The sequence below is a fragment of the Pseudomonas sp. GM79 genome (genome assembly GCF_000282495.1).
GTDB lineage: Bacteria > Pseudomonadota > Gammaproteobacteria > Pseudomonadales > Pseudomonadaceae > Aquipseudomonas.
The window spans coordinates 1-16111 of record NZ_AKJE01000005.1 but is presented as its reverse complement, the minus strand read 5'-3'; the positions used below and the strand labels follow the sequence as shown (position 1 = coordinate 16111).

General features: G+C 59.3%; 18 protein-coding genes. 9 read left to right on the top strand and 9 right to left on the bottom strand.

Annotated features, from left to right (window positions below; genetic code table 11):
* Positions 1 to 16: 16 nt before the first annotated feature.
* Positions 17 to 1189: an MFS transporter gene (locus PMI36_RS27885; protein WP_008067375.1), complete on the bottom strand. Its 1173-nt coding sequence runs from the start codon at positions 1187 to 1189 to the stop codon at positions 17 to 19.
* Positions 1190 to 1351: 162 nt separating this feature from the next.
* Here PMI36_RS27885 and PMI36_RS27890 point away from each other — a divergent pair, with 162 nt between their 5' ends.
* On the top strand, positions 1352 to 3175 hold the full coding sequence (locus PMI36_RS27890) for a glycoside hydrolase family 15 protein (protein ID WP_008067372.1): 1824 nt from the start codon (positions 1352 to 1354) through the stop codon (positions 3173 to 3175).
* A 139-nt stretch (positions 3176 to 3314) separates the two neighbouring features.
* Here the strand turns inward: PMI36_RS27890 and PMI36_RS0129305 are convergent, their stop codons facing one another.
* On the bottom strand, positions 3315 to 3605 hold the full coding sequence (locus PMI36_RS0129305; protein WP_238543559.1) for a DUF6124 family protein: 291 nt from the start codon (positions 3603 to 3605) through the stop codon (positions 3315 to 3317).
* Positions 3606 to 4210: 605 nt separating this feature from the next.
* On the opposite strand from PMI36_RS0129305, the gene PMI36_RS27895 reads away from it, so the two are divergent.
* Genes PMI36_RS27895 through PMI36_RS27905 form a run of 3 tightly spaced genes read left to right on the top strand, consistent with a single transcriptional unit; the run spans position 4211 to position 6175 of the window.
* Positions 4211 to 4600: a hypothetical protein gene (locus PMI36_RS27895; protein WP_008067368.1), complete on the top strand. Its 390-nt coding sequence runs from the start codon at positions 4211 to 4213 to the stop codon at positions 4598 to 4600.
* Positions 4601 to 4612: 12 nt separating this feature from the next.
* On the top strand, positions 4613 to 5245 hold the full coding sequence (locus PMI36_RS27900) for a BRCT domain-containing protein (RefSeq protein ID WP_008067366.1): 633 nt from the start codon (positions 4613 to 4615) through the stop codon (positions 5243 to 5245).
* A 27-nt stretch (positions 5246 to 5272) separates the two neighbouring features.
* Entirely contained in the window at positions 5273 to 6175 is a 903-nt protein-coding gene (locus PMI36_RS27905; RefSeq protein ID WP_008067364.1) for an alpha/beta fold hydrolase, read from the top strand.
* Here the strand turns inward: PMI36_RS27905 and PMI36_RS27910 are convergent.
* Positions 6144 to 7136, bottom strand: coding sequence for a GlxA family transcriptional regulator (locus PMI36_RS27910; protein ID WP_008067361.1), 993 nt, complete (start codon positions 7134 to 7136; stop codon positions 6144 to 6146). The genes PMI36_RS27905 and PMI36_RS27910 overlap by 32 nt on opposite strands.
* A gap of 91 nt (positions 7137 to 7227) precedes the next feature.
* Here PMI36_RS27910 and inhA point away from each other — a divergent pair, with 91 nt between their 5' ends.
* The gene (gene inhA / locus PMI36_RS27915) at positions 7228 to 7914 is read left to right on the top strand and encodes an isonitrile hydratase (RefSeq protein ID WP_008067359.1); all 687 of its coding nucleotides are present in this window, start codon (positions 7228 to 7230) and stop codon (positions 7912 to 7914) included.
* Positions 7915 to 7951: 37 nt separating this feature from the next.
* On the opposite strand, the gene PMI36_RS27920 is transcribed toward inhA, so the two are convergent.
* Both PMI36_RS27920 and PMI36_RS27925 read right to left on the bottom strand, forming a co-directional pair.
* Positions 7952 to 8281 (bottom strand): antibiotic biosynthesis monooxygenase family protein, encoded by a 330-nt coding sequence (locus PMI36_RS27920; protein ID WP_008067357.1) that lies wholly within the window; start codon positions 8279 to 8281, stop codon positions 7952 to 7954.
* 26 nt (positions 8282 to 8307) lie between these two features.
* Positions 8308 to 8937: a LysE family translocator gene (locus PMI36_RS27925; RefSeq protein WP_008067356.1), complete on the bottom strand. Its 630-nt coding sequence runs from the start codon at positions 8935 to 8937 to the stop codon at positions 8308 to 8310.
* Positions 8938 to 9026: 89 nt separating this feature from the next.
* On the opposite strand from PMI36_RS27925, the gene PMI36_RS27930 reads away from it, so the two are divergent.
* Positions 9027 to 10352: an aminotransferase-like domain-containing protein gene (locus PMI36_RS27930; protein WP_008067354.1), complete on the top strand. Its 1326-nt coding sequence runs from the start codon at positions 9027 to 9029 to the stop codon at positions 10350 to 10352.
* 45 nt (positions 10353 to 10397) lie between these two features.
* Here PMI36_RS27930 and PMI36_RS0129300 read toward each other — a convergent pair whose 3' ends face one another.
* Positions 10398 to 10667: a hypothetical protein gene (locus PMI36_RS0129300; RefSeq protein ID WP_032830058.1), complete on the bottom strand. Its 270-nt coding sequence runs from the start codon at positions 10665 to 10667 to the stop codon at positions 10398 to 10400.
* A gap of 183 nt (positions 10668 to 10850) precedes the next feature.
* Positions 10851 to 11339 carry an SRPBCC family protein gene (locus PMI36_RS27935; protein ID WP_008067351.1) on the bottom strand — a complete coding sequence of 163 codons (489 nt, stop codon included), beginning with the start codon at positions 11337 to 11339 and terminating at the stop codon, positions 10851 to 10853.
* A gap of 198 nt (positions 11340 to 11537) precedes the next feature.
* Here PMI36_RS27935 and PMI36_RS27940 point away from each other — a divergent pair, with 198 nt between their 5' ends.
* From PMI36_RS27940 to PMI36_RS27950, 3 genes are all read left to right on the top strand, one after another.
* Positions 11538 to 12482: an ADP-ribosylglycohydrolase family protein gene (locus tag PMI36_RS27940; protein WP_008067350.1), complete on the top strand. Its 945-nt coding sequence runs from the start codon at positions 11538 to 11540 to the stop codon at positions 12480 to 12482.
* Complete coding sequence (locus PMI36_RS27945; protein ID WP_008067341.1) at positions 12479 to 12877, top strand: GFA family protein; 399 nt, start codon at positions 12479 to 12481, stop codon at positions 12875 to 12877. Before PMI36_RS27940 ends, PMI36_RS27945 begins: the two co-directional genes overlap by 4 nt.
* A 102-nt stretch (positions 12878 to 12979) precedes the next feature.
* The gene (locus PMI36_RS27950; protein ID WP_008067338.1) at positions 12980 to 13381 is read left to right on the top strand and encodes a lysozyme inhibitor LprI family protein; all 402 of its coding nucleotides are present in this window, start codon (positions 12980 to 12982) and stop codon (positions 13379 to 13381) included.
* Between the two features lie 233 nt (positions 13382 to 13614).
* Here the strand turns inward: PMI36_RS27950 and PMI36_RS27955 are convergent, their stop codons facing one another.
* Complete coding sequence (locus tag PMI36_RS27955) at positions 13615 to 13869, bottom strand: DUF1652 domain-containing protein (RefSeq protein WP_008067337.1); 255 nt, start codon at positions 13867 to 13869, stop codon at positions 13615 to 13617.
* Between the two features lie 132 nt (positions 13870 to 14001).
* Entirely contained in the window at positions 14002 to 15894 is a 1893-nt protein-coding gene (gene mrdA, locus PMI36_RS27960) for a penicillin-binding protein 2 (RefSeq protein ID WP_008067334.1), read from the bottom strand.
* Positions 15895 to 16111 lie beyond the last annotated feature (217 nt).

Genomic DNA, 16111 nt, shown 5'->3' with positions numbered 1-16111 from the left:
ATCATTGTGGGAGCACTCATTTGAGATGGCGATAGCTCTGCACCGCCGACCCCAACACCACGGCACCGGCGGCAATCGCCACCCAGAACCCGCTGCGCGCACCAAACGCATCCACCAGCCAGCCCGAACTGGCTGCGCCGATCGCCACGCCGATGCTCAAACCGGTGACCAGCCAGGTCAGGCCTTCGGTGAGCTTGGCCGGCGGCACGATGCGCTCCACCAGCGCCATGGCCACAATCAGGGTCGGTGCAAAAAACAGCCCGGCGACGAACACCGCCAGCGACAGTCCGAAAATATTGGCCGCCAGCAGCAACGGCAACGTGGTCACCGCCGTCGCCACCCCGCCGTAGAGGAACAATTGCGCCAGCGGCAACTTGGAACGAAACACCCCGAACGCCAACCCGGCCAGGCACGAGCCGATGGCATACACCGACAGCACAATACTCGCCGCCGCCGGTTGCCCCTGCTGCTCGGCGAACGCGACGCTGACCACATCCACCACACCGACGATGGTGCCCAAGGCGACCATCAACAGTATCAGCAACTGGATCTCGCTCGAGCGGATGATCGAACCCTGATGGTGTTCTTCATAAGGATGTACCGGCGGTTCGGTACCGCGCTGCAACACAAATGCCGTGACCCCGATCGCCAGCATCAGCAACGCCGCCAACGGCCCTGCCTCCGGGAACGCCACCACACACAACCCCACCGACAGCGGCGGCCCGACAATAAAGCAGACCTCGTCCAGCACCGACTCCAGCGCATAAGCGGTTTGTAACTCGGGGCGACCGCGATACAACTCGGTCCAGCGCGCCCGCACCATCGCCGACATACTCGGCATGCAACCGGCCAGCGCGGCAAACGCAAACAACGTCCAGTGCGGCGCCTGCAAGCGAGTACACAGCAACAACAGCAACAGCGCCCCACCACCGACCAATGCCGACACCGGCAAGATCCGGCTTTGGCCAAAACGGTCCACCAACCGCGAAACCTGTGGCGCACAAAACGCTGTGGCCAGGGCAAAGGTCGCCGCGATGGAGCCGGCCAGGCCGTAACCGCCCTGCAGCTGCGAAAGCATGGTGATCAAGCCAATGCCGGTCATGGAAATCGGCATGCGCGCGAGCATGCCGGCCAGCACAAAGGCGCGTGCGCCTGGGGCGTGGAATAGCTCGCGGTAGGGGTTTGCCATGGGGTCCGGCCTCAACAAGGGTCTGCAACTTGCCACAAACGTCTACCCCGGGGAAAGCGTCGAATTGTTGGTTGGGTGTGAACAGCGGTTTGCCGCAAATGAACTCTCTGTGGCTCAAACCGGTCAGCTAGTTAGGCCCTCGGTTCCCGGAGTTCCGCGGTAATGGCTGATTATTCCGAACGACAAAGTGCCATCGACGCCCACGGCATCATTGGCGACATGCGTAGCGCAGCGCTGGTCAACGACAAGGGCAGCGTGGACTTTTTCTGCTGGCCGGAATTCGACAGTCCTTCGATTTTCTGCGCGCTGCTGGACAGCCCCGAAGCCGGCATCTTTCAACTGGCCCCGGACCTGCCCGACGCTCGCCGCGAGCAGATTTACCTGCCCGATACCAACGTCCTGCAAACCCGCTGGATGAGCGATCACGCGGTGGTCGAAGTCACCGACCTGCTGCCCACCGGCGACAGCGAAGATGATTTGCCGATGCTGATGCGTCGAGTGCGAGTGGTCAGCGGACAAGCGACGATCCGCATGCGTTGCGCCGTGCGGCATGACTATGCCCGGGCTCCGACCAAGGCCCGCGCACGTGATCGGAGTGTGTATTTCGAGGCCACCGGCCAGCCAGCCATGCAGCTGTGTTCGAATCAATCCTTACGCATCGAGGGCCATGCGGCCGTCGCCGAATTCATCCTCGAACAGGACCAGAGCGCCGAGTTCCTGCTCGGCGGCGTTGACGATGCGCGCTTCAAGGAAGGTGCCGCCGCGCTGTGCCTGGAACGCACCCTGAAGTTCTGGCGCGACTGGATCGGCCAGTCCAATTATCGCGGTCGCTGGCGGGAAATGGTCAATCGCTCGGCCCTGGCCCTGAAGCTGCTGACCTCACGCAAACACGGCGCCATCCTCGCCGCCGCTACCTTCGGCCTGCCGGAAACGCCCGGCGGCGAACGCAACTGGGACTACCGCTACACCTGGATCCGTGACGCCTCGTTCACCGTCTATGCCTTCATGCGCCTGGGCTTCGTCGAGGAAGCCAACGCCTACACGCGCTGGTTGCGCGGTCGGGTCAGGGATTGTCACGGCAAGACCATGAAACTCAACATCCTCTACGCCATCGATGGCCGTCAGGAACTGCCGGAAGTTGAACTTCCACACTTGGCCGGTCACGGCGGCGCGACGCCGGTACGCATCGGCAATCAGGCTTACGATCAAATCCAGCTCGACATCTTTGGCGAGCTGATGGACGCGGTGTATCTGGTCAACAAGCACGGTGAAGCGATTTCTCATGAGGGCTGGAAACACACTGTGGAGGTGGTCGATCAGGTCTGCGAAACCTGGCAACAAAAAGACGTTGGCATCTGGGAAATGCGCGGCGAGCAGTATCACTTCCTGCACTCGCGATTGATGTGCTGGGTGGCCGTGGACCGGGCCATCCGGCTGGCCTCTAAACGCTCGCTGCCCGCCCCGTTCGCCCGCTGGGACCAGACCCGTCAAGCGATCTACGCTGACATCTGGAGCAACTTCTGGAACGAAGAACGCGGGCATTTCGTCCAGCACATCGGCGGCACCGGCCTCGATGGCTCGATGCTGCTGATGCCGCTGGTGCGCTTCGTCAGCGCCAAGGATCCGCGCTGGATCGCGACCCTTGAAGCCATCGAGAAAAGCCTGGTGCGCGCAGGCATGGTCTACCGCTACCGCAACGACGACAGCCAGATCGACGGCCTGCCCGGCACCGAAGGCGCCTTCGCCGCGTGCTCGTTCTGGTACGTCGAATGCCTGGCCCGTGCCGGCCAGGTGGAGAAGGCGCACCTGGAGTTCGAGCAATTGCTGAAGTACGCCAACCCGCTGGGGCTGTATGCCGAAGAGTTCGACAGCCATGCCCGGCATCTGGGCAACACACCACAAGCGCTGACGCACCTGGCACTGATCAGCGCGGCGAGTTTCCTGGATCGGAAATTGAGCGGGGAGAAAAACTTCTGGCAGCCTTGAGACCGAGTCGTCTTCTTCGCTACTACAGATGTACACCGTTCAACTGTGGGAGCGGGCTTGCTCGCGAAGGCGATTTCACATTCAACATTGATGTCGCCTGACACACCGCTTTCGCGAGCAAGCCCGCTCCCACAGGGGATCAGCTGTGTGGCGCGGGTTTTGGCACGTCGACGTTATCGAGCACCCGATTCACCGCCAGCTCGGCCAGCATGATGACCTGCTGAATAGCCAGGAGCGTGTGCCGCTGCGGAGCATCGACATAGGCGGCAATGTCGCTGGTCATGACGCTGGCTGAGGCCAGCGATTCGCAGACATGAGCGAGCAGACTTTCGTTGTCCATATCCGGCGCAACCATGAACATCTTGCTTGGCTTGCGGCCTTCGGTTTTTTTCCCAAACGATGGGTAGTGGGCGGTACGCAGGTTGGTCAACCGGGAAGTCAGGCACCCGGCGCACTCGAAAGTGCCCCGCGCACAGCCCACCGCGAAGCATACCGACAAGCACAAGAAAAAGCGCCGACATGCTCACGTTGGCGCTTGCACGCCTGACATTGCACGGGTGACCAAACCCGGTCGCTGAATTGGCAGCGACCCGGAAAGACTATCGGCTCCCTTTCCTAACCTACAACCGCCAAAACTCGTCGGAAATATCCACTTTTACGACACTTTTTGTAGGATCGAGACTTACCCGCGATGAACTTAAACACACTCCGCCTGACAGAGCTGACCTTCTGTGGCGAGGGAGCTTGCTCCCGTTGGGGCGCGCAGCGGCCCTGAAATCTATAACCAAATTCCTCCAGAAGCACCGCATTTGCTGGCTTCACGGCCGCTGCGCAGCCGAACGGGGGCAAGCCCCCTCGCCACAGAACCAGGTAGGCCGAACCTACAATCACTAAACAAAACCAGCCCAATCAACACGCGGTAACGCATTCCTACATCCGGAAATACCTTGTTGCCACCGCTTACATCCATCCCTACCATCCACGTCAACGGGCACAGCGGAGCTGTCCAACAAAACCCGAATTCAAGGAACCAGAATGACCCAGCGTATCCATCGCAGCATTGATGCCCCACTCCGATCAGGCTTGAACCGGGATGAACTGTGGGAGGGCCACGACAAAGGCCTGATCAAATGCTGGGAAATCGGCCGCCAACGCGCCGCCCGCTTCCCCGACCTCGCCCGACAATGCCTCACTGATGAACTTCCGGTGCTAGGCTGGAAAGGTGGCGTCAGCCGCAGTCTGAAAAAACTCGAAAAATACGGATCCCTCAAATACCTCGCCCAATGGCAAGGGTTGCGCGGGGAAGATCTGGATATCGATTTGAACGCAGAACGGGCGTTGACCTGTTCCAGAACCAAAATGGTCGTGACGTTTACGCCGGATCGGTCGAAGTATTTCAATCAGGTGGCGGACGTGGAGGCTTAAGGAGAAGGACGCATGGTGGACCTGCATCAGGAATTTCAAAACAGCGGTTTCTTCCACGAAGCACGGATTGATCGACGCTCGGCTGACGCACTGGTGGGAATCGCCGCCGGGCTCGCTGCCGACGGTACGATCAACCAGCAGGAAGCCGAGTTTCTAAAGACCTGGATCGAAACCCATTTAAGCCATATCGGCGATCCGGTGGTGAATATCCTCTACAAACGCCTCGCCGGCATGCTGAGCGACGGCGTGCTTGATGCCGAGGAGTCTGGCGAGCTGTTGGAGATGCTTCACCAGTTTGCAGGCCTGCCGATTGGTTCTGCCCAAACGTTCACTGCGCCGACCAGTCTTCCTCTCGACAACCCGGCGCCCTCTTTAAGTTGGTCTGACCGAGTGTTCCTGTTTACCGGGATCATGGCTTACGGTCCGCGCAAGGAGTGCGAATCACTGATTATTGAACGTGGCGGGCTTATCGGCGGATCCGTAAGCAAGAAGATCCATTATTTAGTGGTAGGCAGCATCGGCAATGATCAATGGCTGCATAGCACCTACGGAACCAAGATCAAAAGAGCCGTCGAACTGAGAGAAAGTGGTGTGCCAATAGCGATCATCAGTGAAGAATATTGGCAAAAGGTGCTGTTCGGATAACCCATTACAGCCTCTATGGAGTGTCAAATGAACAAGGACGTGCAGATCCAATTCACCAAAACTCCAAGTTTGACTCTCGCCTACGAAGAACACGGCCCCACCACCGGCGACCCGGTCATCCTGCTCCACGGCTTCCCTTACTCCCCCCGCGCCTACGACGAAATCGCCCCGGCCCTCGCCGCAAAGGGCTACCGCGTTATCGTCCCGTACCTGCGCGGCTACGGCCCGACCCGGTTCAACAGCCCCGACACCCTGCGCTCCGGCCAGCAAGCCGCCCTCGCCCAGGATCTTCTGGACCTGATGGACGCCCTCGCCATCAAGCACGCCGCCCTGTGCGGTTACGACTGGGGCGGCCGGGCGGCGTGCATTGTTGCGGCGCTATGGCCGGAGCGGGTGCGCTGCCTGGTGACCGGGGACGGTTACAACCTTCAGAACATTCCGAATTCGACCCAGCCTCTGGACCCGGAGACCGAGCATCGCCTCTGGTACCAGTACTACTTCCACACCCCGCGCGGTGTTGAAGGCTTGACCCAAAACCGCCGGGCACTGTGCGAACTGCTCTGGAAGTTGTGGTCACCGACCTGGGCCAACAATGCCGCGCGTTATCCCTTGAGCGCACCAGTCTTCGATAACCCGGATTTCGTCGAGGTGGTGATTCACTCGTACCGACACCGGTTCATATATGCGCCTGGCGACCCGGCGCTGGAGTGGATGGAAGAAGCGTTGACCCAGCAACCGGCAATCAGCGTGCCGACGATTTCCCTGTGCGGCGCCGATGACGGTGTCGGCCCCGCGTCTGAAATCGATGAAGACGCCGAGCGTTTTACCGGCCCTTATGAACGCCGAGTATTGGCGGGCGTCGGGCATAACATTGCCGAAGAAGCGCCCGAAGCGACCCTCAAGGCATTACTGGATCTGCTGGAGGGCTGACGGAAAAGCGCTCGCGATAGGCTTGTGGTGTTACGCCCACGGCTCGCAGAAAACTGCGGCGCAAGGTCTCTTCACTGCCAAACCCGCATTGCACCGCGACCCGTTTGATCGGCACACCGGTGTCACTGAGCAAGCGCCGGGCGGTCTCGACCCGAATCAGTTCTATGGCCCGCGCCGGGGTCTGGCCGGTGTCGGCGCGGTAGTGACGAACGAAGCTGCGCTCGCTCATGCCGGCCTGCAAGGCCAAGGTCGGGATGCCGAGGTCTTTGGTTAGATTTTCGCTGATCCAGGCATGAAGATCGTCGAAGCGGTTGCCTTCCTTTTGCAGGGACAGGGTCACGCTGAACTGCGACTGGCCCCCCGGACGCTTGAGAAACACCACCAGTTGGCGGGCGACGTCCAGAGCCATGGTTCGGCCGAGATCTTCCTCGACCATCGCCAAGGCCAGGTCGATGCCCGCGGTGACACCGGCCGAGGTCCAGACCGGGCCGTCGTTGATGAAGATCGGGTTGGGTTCGACCTGTAGCTTGGGATGCTGCTGCGCCAATTGCTCGCAACGGGTCCAGTGCGTGACCACCCGCCTGCCATCGAGCCAACCGCTGGCCGCCAGCAAAAACGCCCCGGTACACACCGACGCCACCCGCCGACACCCCGTCGCGTGCTCACGTACCCAGGCCACCAGCGACTCATCTTTCGCCGCCGCGTAAACGCCCCAGCCACCAGCAATGATCAACGTGTCACTGCCCTGTTTCGCCAGCGGCTCTGCCAACAGCGCCAACCCCGCCGACGACATCACCGCCCCGCCACCGCTGGCAATCACCGACGGCGCATAGGGCGGCGGCAAACCTTGCTGGCGGGCAATGTCGTTGGCCGAGGCAAACACCTGCAACGGCCCGGTGACGTCGAGCACTTGCACGTTGGCAAAGGCCAGCACATGAATGGTTTTCGGGTTGTTCGGCATATTTGGCGTAATTCGTGGGGTTATTGGCGTATGCGCCAGATCCTACGAGCCTACAGTGAAGCCGTCCACCCCAACCAGGAGAAAAAACGCCATGACGTTGCAGATCGGTTTTCTGTTGTTTCCACAGGTTCAACAACTGGACCTGACCGGCCCTTATGATGTGCTGGCCTCGCTGCCGGACGTGAAGGTGCACCTGATCTGGAAGGACCTGATGCCAGTCACCGCGAGTACCGGGCTGGTGTTGAAACCGACCGCCACCTTCGACGATTGCCCGCCACTGGATGTGATCTGCATTCCTGGTGGCGGCGGCGTCGGGCCGTTGATGGAGGATGACGAAACCCTGGCCTTCATCAAGGCCCAGGCCGCCAATGCGCGGTATGTCACCTCGGTGTGTACCGGTGCGCTGGTGCTTGGCGCGGCGGGGTTGCTCAAGGGCAAGCGCGCTACCACTCACTGGGCATATCACGAATTGCTTGGGGTTTTGGGAGCGATTGCGGTGAACGATCGGGTGGTGCGCGACGGCAATCTGCTGACCGGTGGCGGGATCACCGCGGGGATCGATTTTGCCCTGACCCTGGCGGCTGAATTGTTCGATAAGGACACGGCGCAACTGGTGCAGTTGCAGCTGGAATACGCGCCGGCGCCGCCGTTTGCTTCGGGCAGTCCCGAGACAGCGCCGGTCAGCGTGCTGGAGGAAGCCCGCAAACGCGCTGCCGCGTCGTTGAAATTGCGCTCGGAAATCACCGAACGTGCAGCGGCGAAACTCGCCCGCCAGTGAAAGAAACGGCTGCGGGCGCTATCGCCCCCGCAGCCCGTCACTCAGGTCGACCATTGGGCACAAACAGCTCGAACGAGTTATCACCATAAGCCCGCTCCACTTTAGCGATCACCACTTGATAACCCGCGTACCACTTGCGGTACTGACGCTTGGCCTCCAGGTGCCTGGGATGGCTGGCGAATTCTCGTATAGAGGTTTCGTCCTGCCAGTAATAACTGGCGTTGACCAACTCGCCATCGGCCGAGCACCAGGATTGGGTGCCGACAAACCCTTCGATGCTGATCGCGACTTCGTCGATCAACGCGCTCAACCGGTTGAACTCCTCGTCCCGTTGCCCGGGTTTGTAGATAAACGATGCGATGTACATGCAGAGGTTCCTTTTCAGCGAATGAGTCAGGCCGGACGAGTCATCAGGACTAGCCGGACGGCGAGCAACAGCAGTACTGCGGCCAGCCCCAACGACTGCCATTTGGCGAATGTCGAAGTACTGGAAACAAGCCGGCTGACCGCACTGCCGAAAACCCCGAGCAGGGTGTGAAACACGCCACTGACCAAGGTCAACACCATGCCCAGCAGCACCAGTTGTACGGCAATCGACCCCCGCTGCGCGTTAACGAATTGCGGCAGGAACACCATGAAAAACAGTAAGGCCTTGGGGTTCAGCAGGCTGTTCAGCATCGCCCGGATCAGCAGGGTCTTGAGCGGCACCTGCGCCACATGCGACGTGCCGCTGGCCGATGTTTTTTGCAACACCTTGAACGCCAGCCACAGCAGGTACAGGCCCCCGGCATAACGGATCAGGTCGAAGGCCGGCGGCCAGCTGGCAACCAGTGCCGTAACACCCATCGCAGTCAGCGCCGTCAGGATCAGATCGGCCAGGCCAATGCCCAATCCTGACGCCACACCACCACGCCAGCCATAACTGGCGCCATGACTGATCACGAAGGCCATGTTCGGTCCGGGTGACAGCAGCAACAACATCACCGCGCCAACGAAAATCAATAAGGTCGTAGGGTCAATCACAGCGAAGTCTCCGTCCTGGAAAGCCTGTAGATTAGAACGCCAATCTGATACAAACAAAAAATTGATCCAGATACAAAGAGCACTCACCCATGACCCGTATTCGCTACAAACGCCTGGTGGATCAGTTCGCCGGGAAGATTCGCAGCGGTGAACTGCCACCCGCCACACAGTTGCCGACCATTCGTGCGTTGATGCAGAGCGAGCGGATTGCCCTGGCCACTGCATTGCGGGTCTATCACGAGCTGGAGGCGATCGGCCTGGTGGTCGGCGAAACCGGCCGTGGCACCTTTGTGCGCGACACATCCTTGCCACGCGGACTGGGGCTGGAACAGCAACCACTGGGCGTCGGCATGGTGGACCTGACCTTCAATTACCCGTCGGTACCCGGTCAGGACGAGTTATTGCGCGAGGGTTTGCGAGCGATTGCCGCCTCCGGCGATATCGATGCGCTGTTGCATTCCGCGCCTCAGGGCGGGCGCGCGCATGAACGGCAGACGGCGGCCCGGCATTTACGCAATCGGGACATTCGGGTGGGGGGCGATCAGGTGCTGATCGTCAACGGCGCCCAGCAAGGTCTTGCCGTGACGCTGATGGCACTGCTCAAACCGGGAGATATTCTGGCCCTCGACGCCCTCACCTACCCTGGCCTGAAAACCCTGGCCCAGGCCCATCGGCTGGACCTCGAAGCCCTGCCGCAAATCGCCGGGCACACCGATCTCGACGCCCTGGAAGCGCTGTGCAAACGGCGCCCCGTGCGGGCGCTCTACAGCATGCCGACGATGCACAATCCGTTGGGGACGGTGATGTCCATCGCCGACCGTGAACGCCTGGTGCAATTGGCCGAACGCTACGACTTTCTGATCATCGAAGACGGTGCCTATGCCTTCCTCGCAGAACCGGCGCCCAAACCGCTGTTTACCTTGGCCCCCCAGCGCACACTGTATATCAGCGGCCTGTCGAAAAGCGTTGCCTCGGGCCTGCGCATTGGTTTCATCGTTGCACCGAAAGCGATGATGCCGGTGCTGGAACAAGCCATCCGCGTGTCGACATGGAGCACCCCGTCGCTGACCGTCGCACTGGCCTGCCACTGGATCGATAGCGGCGAAGTCGACAACCTCGAAGAGCAAAAGCGCCTGGACGCCCGGCAGCGACAAGATCTGGCTCAGCAAATCCTGAAAAATTGCGAGCTGGTGGCGCATCCCGGTTCCTACTACCTTTGGCTCAGATTGCCAGAAGGATTACGGGCCGAAACGGTTGTTGCCGAGTTGGAACGTAAAGGCGTGCAGGTGACCAGCGCCGAACCCTTTGCCACGACCACTCATGTGCCTCCTGCGCTGCGGGTGGCCATGGGATCGATCAGCCTCGACGTGTTGAAGCGCGCCCTGGAGACACTGCGTGAAGTCGTGGACATCTGACAGACTTTTCTGACGCCCATAAAAAAACCCGCCTAAGCGGGTTTCTCAAGACCATTGCGACATCCTGTCGGCAGCCATCCTGGCGTATGGTCGATCATCCGTGATCCTGAGCACGTCCTGTGCTTCAGTTGATGGATCCAGATTAAACGCATCGATGAAGCTTAAAAAGACGACATACCACTGGCTACGTGTAAGCCATTGACCATTCAATGCAGGTTGCAGTTTTCTGCAGACGAAAAAAAACCCGCCGAAGCGGGTTTTTCCCAAGACCATATCGACTCCCTGTCGGCAGCGATCCTTGCTATGGTCGATCATCCGTGACCCTGGAGCACTTCCTGTGCTTCAGTTGATGGAGCTAGATTACCCTTCGGATCCAATCCGCAATAGACGACATAGCTACTACCGCGTGTAAGACATTCGCCATAGCCACCCCTCCGAAAACCCTTAGACGTATCAGTCATCAAGTGCCGGGGTCGCAAGTTTAGCGGCCTGCAGCCATCAGCCGCCCTGACGTTCGTGGGCGTTGGCGTTGGTTTTCAGAAACTCTTCGATATTGTTCATCTGCTCCTCCCAACCACGACTGTCCATACGGAACGCCTTTTCACGGCGGGATTGGGGAATGTGATCGAAACCGGACTCCGACACCTTGAGCAACGTGCCCTCGTCGTGATCTTCAAGTTCAAACTTCACCAGCGTGGTGGGCTCTTGGGAATAGTCGAAATCCGCCTTTACGGCAAATGGGTGCCAGCGAAACGAAAACACCCGCTCCGGCTCGACCCGCTCCACCAGGACATTCCACAGTACGTGTTCGTAGCCGGGATACGTGACTTGCCCCTGGGTCCACTCGCCGGCGACAAAGCGCTTACCTTCGAGTGCCACGCCGAACCATTGCCCAAAGGCTTCGGCATTGGCCAGCACGCGCCAGACCTGCGAGCGCGGCACCTTGAGCAGGATTTTCCTTTCGATGCGATCTGATGCTGGGTTCATAAGTCACCTCCTGTATTGAACAGTAGGCCCGTAAAGACCATAAGACCAACCTAAAAGTTGTATCAAACAGGTGCCGCAATCGATCTTGCCTGAAATATTCGGCCTCATTTTTGGCCATAAGTTCTGGTTTCAAGGGGGAGTCAGCGGGCTGAAACTGCTAACGTTTGCAACGACGTGGAACCCTTACAAGGAAGATTCATGCAGCCTTCACTCACGGAACGTTATCGCGCAACCCTGCTGGGGCTTGCTTGTGGGGATGCCGTTGGCACCCATGCCGAATTCCAGCCGCGCGGCTCATTCGCCCCTCTGACCGATATGGTTGGGGGCGGCCCGTTCAATCTGAAGCCAGGGCAATGGACCGATGACACTTCCATGGCACTTTGCCTGGCAGAAAGCCTGCTGAACAAAAAAGGTTTTGATGCGGCCGACCAAATGGGCCGTTACCTCAACTGGTGGCAATGGGGTTACCTGAGTTCGACCGGCGAATGCTTCGACATTGGTATGACCGTCCGTGAAGCGCTGGCTCGTTATCAGGAAACCGGTCAGCCATTCGCAGGATCCACCGATCCCAATACGGCCGGTAACGGTTCGCTGATGCGGTTAGCGCCAATAGTGTTGTACTACTTTCCCGACCCCGAGCGGATCAGAACCTTTTCCGCAGACAGCTCGCGCACTACCCATGCGGCGCCGGAGGCACTTGAATGCTGTCAGTTGCTTGCCGATCTGATCCGCAAGGCATTGCAAGGCGCGTCCAAGCCGGATTTGCAGAGCCTGCCAGAGACGACGTTCGTGGAACCGAAGGTCGCGAGCATCGCCCGAGGCGATTACCTCGGAAAATCCAAAGACGATATTCGCGGTAGCGGTTACTGCGTTGCATCACTGGAAGCGGCCTTGTGGTGCTTTCACCACACTGACAGTTTTGAAGCCGCCATCCTTGAAGCCGCGAACCTGGGCGATGACGCCGATACCACTGCCGCCATCGTCGGCCAGTTGGCCGGAGCTCACTACGGTGTGCAGGCCATCCCTGACGGGTGGCTTGCGAAATTGCATCAGCGCGAAGACATCGAGGCCACGGCTGACGCCCTGTTTCGGGCCGCCGCCGCTGCCGACATCTCAGCCACGCAACCAAGAAAAGCCCCATGAATAAATTGCATGGCAGCTGCTTGTGCAAAGTCATCAAATACGAACTTGATGGCCTCGACATGCCCATCAGTCATTGCCACTGCCACACCTGCCGCAAGGCACACGCAGCGGCATTCGCCTCGACGGCCGGGGTCATGCGTGAGCATTTTCGCTGGATAAAAGGACAGGACCGGCTAAGCACCTATGAGTCGTCGCCGGGCAAGCTTCGGCATTTCTGTTCGATCTGCGGATCGCATCTGATGGCGGAGCGCTTGGCCCAACCCCATGTAATCGTTCGCGTGGCGACGCTCGACGATGATCCGAAAATGACACCTCAGGCTCACATCTGGACGTCCCATGACGTGCCCTGGCTTGAATATGAATCGAATGAGAAATGTCCTGAATGGCAGACATAGTTTCCGGACACGCCACAAGTGCAGCATCAGGTTGCTGATTTGTTGACTGGCGACGCCCCGCTACACTGCCCCCCAACTTCCCATCACCACTGCGAGCCCACCATGCCTCCACGTTTTCTCCTTGCGTTGACGCCGCTGCTGTTCACCCCCCTTGCGCATGCAATCGACTGCGACAACGCCACTGACCAGTCGACGATGAATCAATGCGCGGCGCAGCAGAACAAGGCCGCTGACAAGGAGCTGAATGCGCTTTACCAGCAGATCACCACACGGCTGAAGGACGACCCCGACGCGAAAAAGCTGTTGGTCGGTGCGCAGCGCTCATGGATTGCGTTTCGCGATGCCGAGTGCAAATTCTCGGCGTCCGGGGTGGCGGGTGGCAGTGCCTATCCGCTGATTTACAGCAACTGCACCACTGAACTGACCAAGGCGCGGGTCGAGGCGTTCAAGACTTACTTGAAGTGTCAGGAAGGGGATTTGAGTTGTCCGGTGCCTGAGGCTTGAGGCTTGAGGCTTGAGGCTTGAGGCTGCGCTGTGCTTGAGGGCCTCTTCGCGGGCAAGCCTCGCACTTGCAAGGGGCTTGGCGGTACACAAATTGTGTATTCTCCAAAAATCCACCCGATAACTTGATGTTGCCGATCTGCTTCAGGCTATAGAGTGTTCGGCGGTGGCCGAGTCTTCCTTCTCGGCTTCGGGAGACACGCCGCACCACCAACGTGGTGCGGCGTGACGCAGGCTCAACGGTAAAACGGCGCGTGAATGCCTTTATGAGCCTCGATTTCTTGCCGCATATTAGCCACCAGTGACGCGATCGCGTGGGGGCTATCCAGTGTCCATACCGGAACATGGGTGGCCACCAAATCCACTTTCCCGGTCATGCAATCGCAGACCCGAATTGTCAGGGACTGGTCCGCCTCCATGCTGCAAGTGCACACAGCCGGCAAAAAACTATGTTCAATGATGTTTTGAATTTCCAGGGTTGAAAGGAACATCGCTACCTCCATCACGCCAGGTGTATGGCCGGGCAAATGCTCCCTCATTCACCCATTAGCCGGAAAATTCTAATCCTCAATAACGGGTGTCTCAAGACCGTAACAGGTTGCTCATCGTCTCGTTGGTGATCCTTAGACGTGAGGATCTCCCGGAGCTTTGCCCGGCACGGCGTATTGCGGCTTCAAATGACCGTCCTGATCGAGCAACCAGGCGTCCATGATCTGCCGCACCACGGGACCGGCGACGCGACCACCAGCCTCGCCGTTCTCGATCATCACCGAAATGACAATCTTCGGATGTTCGGCCGGGGCGAAACCGACGAACAAGGCGTTGTCACGGTTGCGCTCCAGGGTTTTCGCCCGGTTGTAGCGCTCACCCTGCTTGATCGCCACCACTTGCGCCGTACCACTCTTGCCGGCGATGCGGTATTGAGCCCCCGCGGCTGCCGCTCGGGCAATCCCGCGAGCATCGTGCATTACCATCTGCATGCCGTGGTTGACCTGCTCCCAGTCACGCGGGTCCTTGAGCAGGATGTTCGGCATCGGATGCTCGTCCACCGGCGCTACACCATCCACCGTTTTGGCCAAGTGTGGTCGGTTCCATACACCCTTGTTGGCGATCAGCGCCGTAGCCTGGGCGAGTTGCAGAGGCGTGACCTGCATGTAGCCCTGGCCGATGCCAAGGATCACGGTTTCACCCGGGAACCATGCCTGACGGCGCGTGGCGCGCTTCCAGGCCTGGGATGGCATCAACCCCGCAGACTCTTCGAACATGTCCAGCGAGACCCTCTCGCCGAGGCCAAACATCGCCATGTAATCGTGCAGACGGTCGATCCCCAGCTTGTGCGCCAGATCGTAGAAGTAGGTGTCGTTGGAGCGCATGATCGCCGCGTCCATGTCCACCCAGCCATCGCCACTGTGGTTCCAGTTACGGTATTTATGATCGAAATCCGGTAGTTGGTAATAACCCGGATCGAAGACGCGGGTCTGCGCAGTGACCACCCCGGCGTCGAGGCCGGCAATAGCCACTTCCGGCTTGATGGTCGAGCCCGGCGCGTAGAGCCCACGCAGCACACGATTGAACAGCGGCCGGTCGATGGAGTCGTGTAGCGCCGCGTACTCCTTGACGCTGATGCCGGTCACAAACAGGTTCGGGTCGAAGCTTGGCTTGCTGACCATCGCGAGTACTTCGCCGGTCGACGGGTCGAGAGCGACCACCGAGCCACGGCGATCGCCCAACGCCTCCTCGGCAGCTTCCTGAAGTTTGACGTCGAGGCTCAGAACGATGTTTTTGCCGGGGATCGGATCGGTGTGTTTGAGCACTCGCAGCACGCGGCCCTGAGCATTGGTTTCGACTTCTTCATAACCCACATGGCCGTGCAACTCGGGCTCGTAGAATTTCTCGATGCCGGTCTTGCCGATGGATTGGGTGCCACGGTATTCCACCGTATCCAGGGCTTTGGACTCTTTCTCGTTGATGCGGCCGACGTAGCCGATCGAGTGTGCGAAGTGTGCGCCCATCGGGTAGTGGCGAACGAATTGTGGCTCTACGTCGATCCCTGGCAAACGGAACTCGTTGACTGCCAACACCGCGATCTGTTCTTCGCTGAGTTCGTAGAACAAGGTGACGGGCACGAAGGGGTGTCGAGCCTGCTTCATTGCCTTGTCGAACAGTGTGCGGTCTTCAGCCGGCAGGTGCAGGAGGTTGACCACGTCATCCAGCTCTTCTTTGACATCGGAGGCCCGTTCTCGGGTGATGGTCAAGTTGAAACTGGGCCGGTTGTCCGCCAGAAGCACGCCGTTTCGGTCATAGATCAACCCACGGGTAGGGGCGATCGGCAATACGTGTACACGGTTGTTTTCGGAGATCGTCGAATGGTAGTCGTACTCAACCACTTGCAGAACATACAGCCGTACCACCAGCGCGCAGGTAATAGCGACGACAAACAAGGCGCAGGCCATCAGTCTTTTATTGACCAGGCGCGTCTCTTTTTCGTGGTCCTTGATTGGTATCGGTTCAGGCATTTCTGCAGCAGCTCTTTGACTGTAGAGGAAGTGCCGATCCGTAGGCTTGAAATCAGTCCGTTAAAAAACGAGCTGCACCATACCAAAAACGGCGGGGTCACTTTAGCGCGTCAGCCAAAATTTCATAAACGATGCAACTATCACCAGGGATAGCGGGTGGGCTATCCCTTTATTCGCCACGGCACTTTCCTGCGAGCAAAACAAAACCCCTACCTGC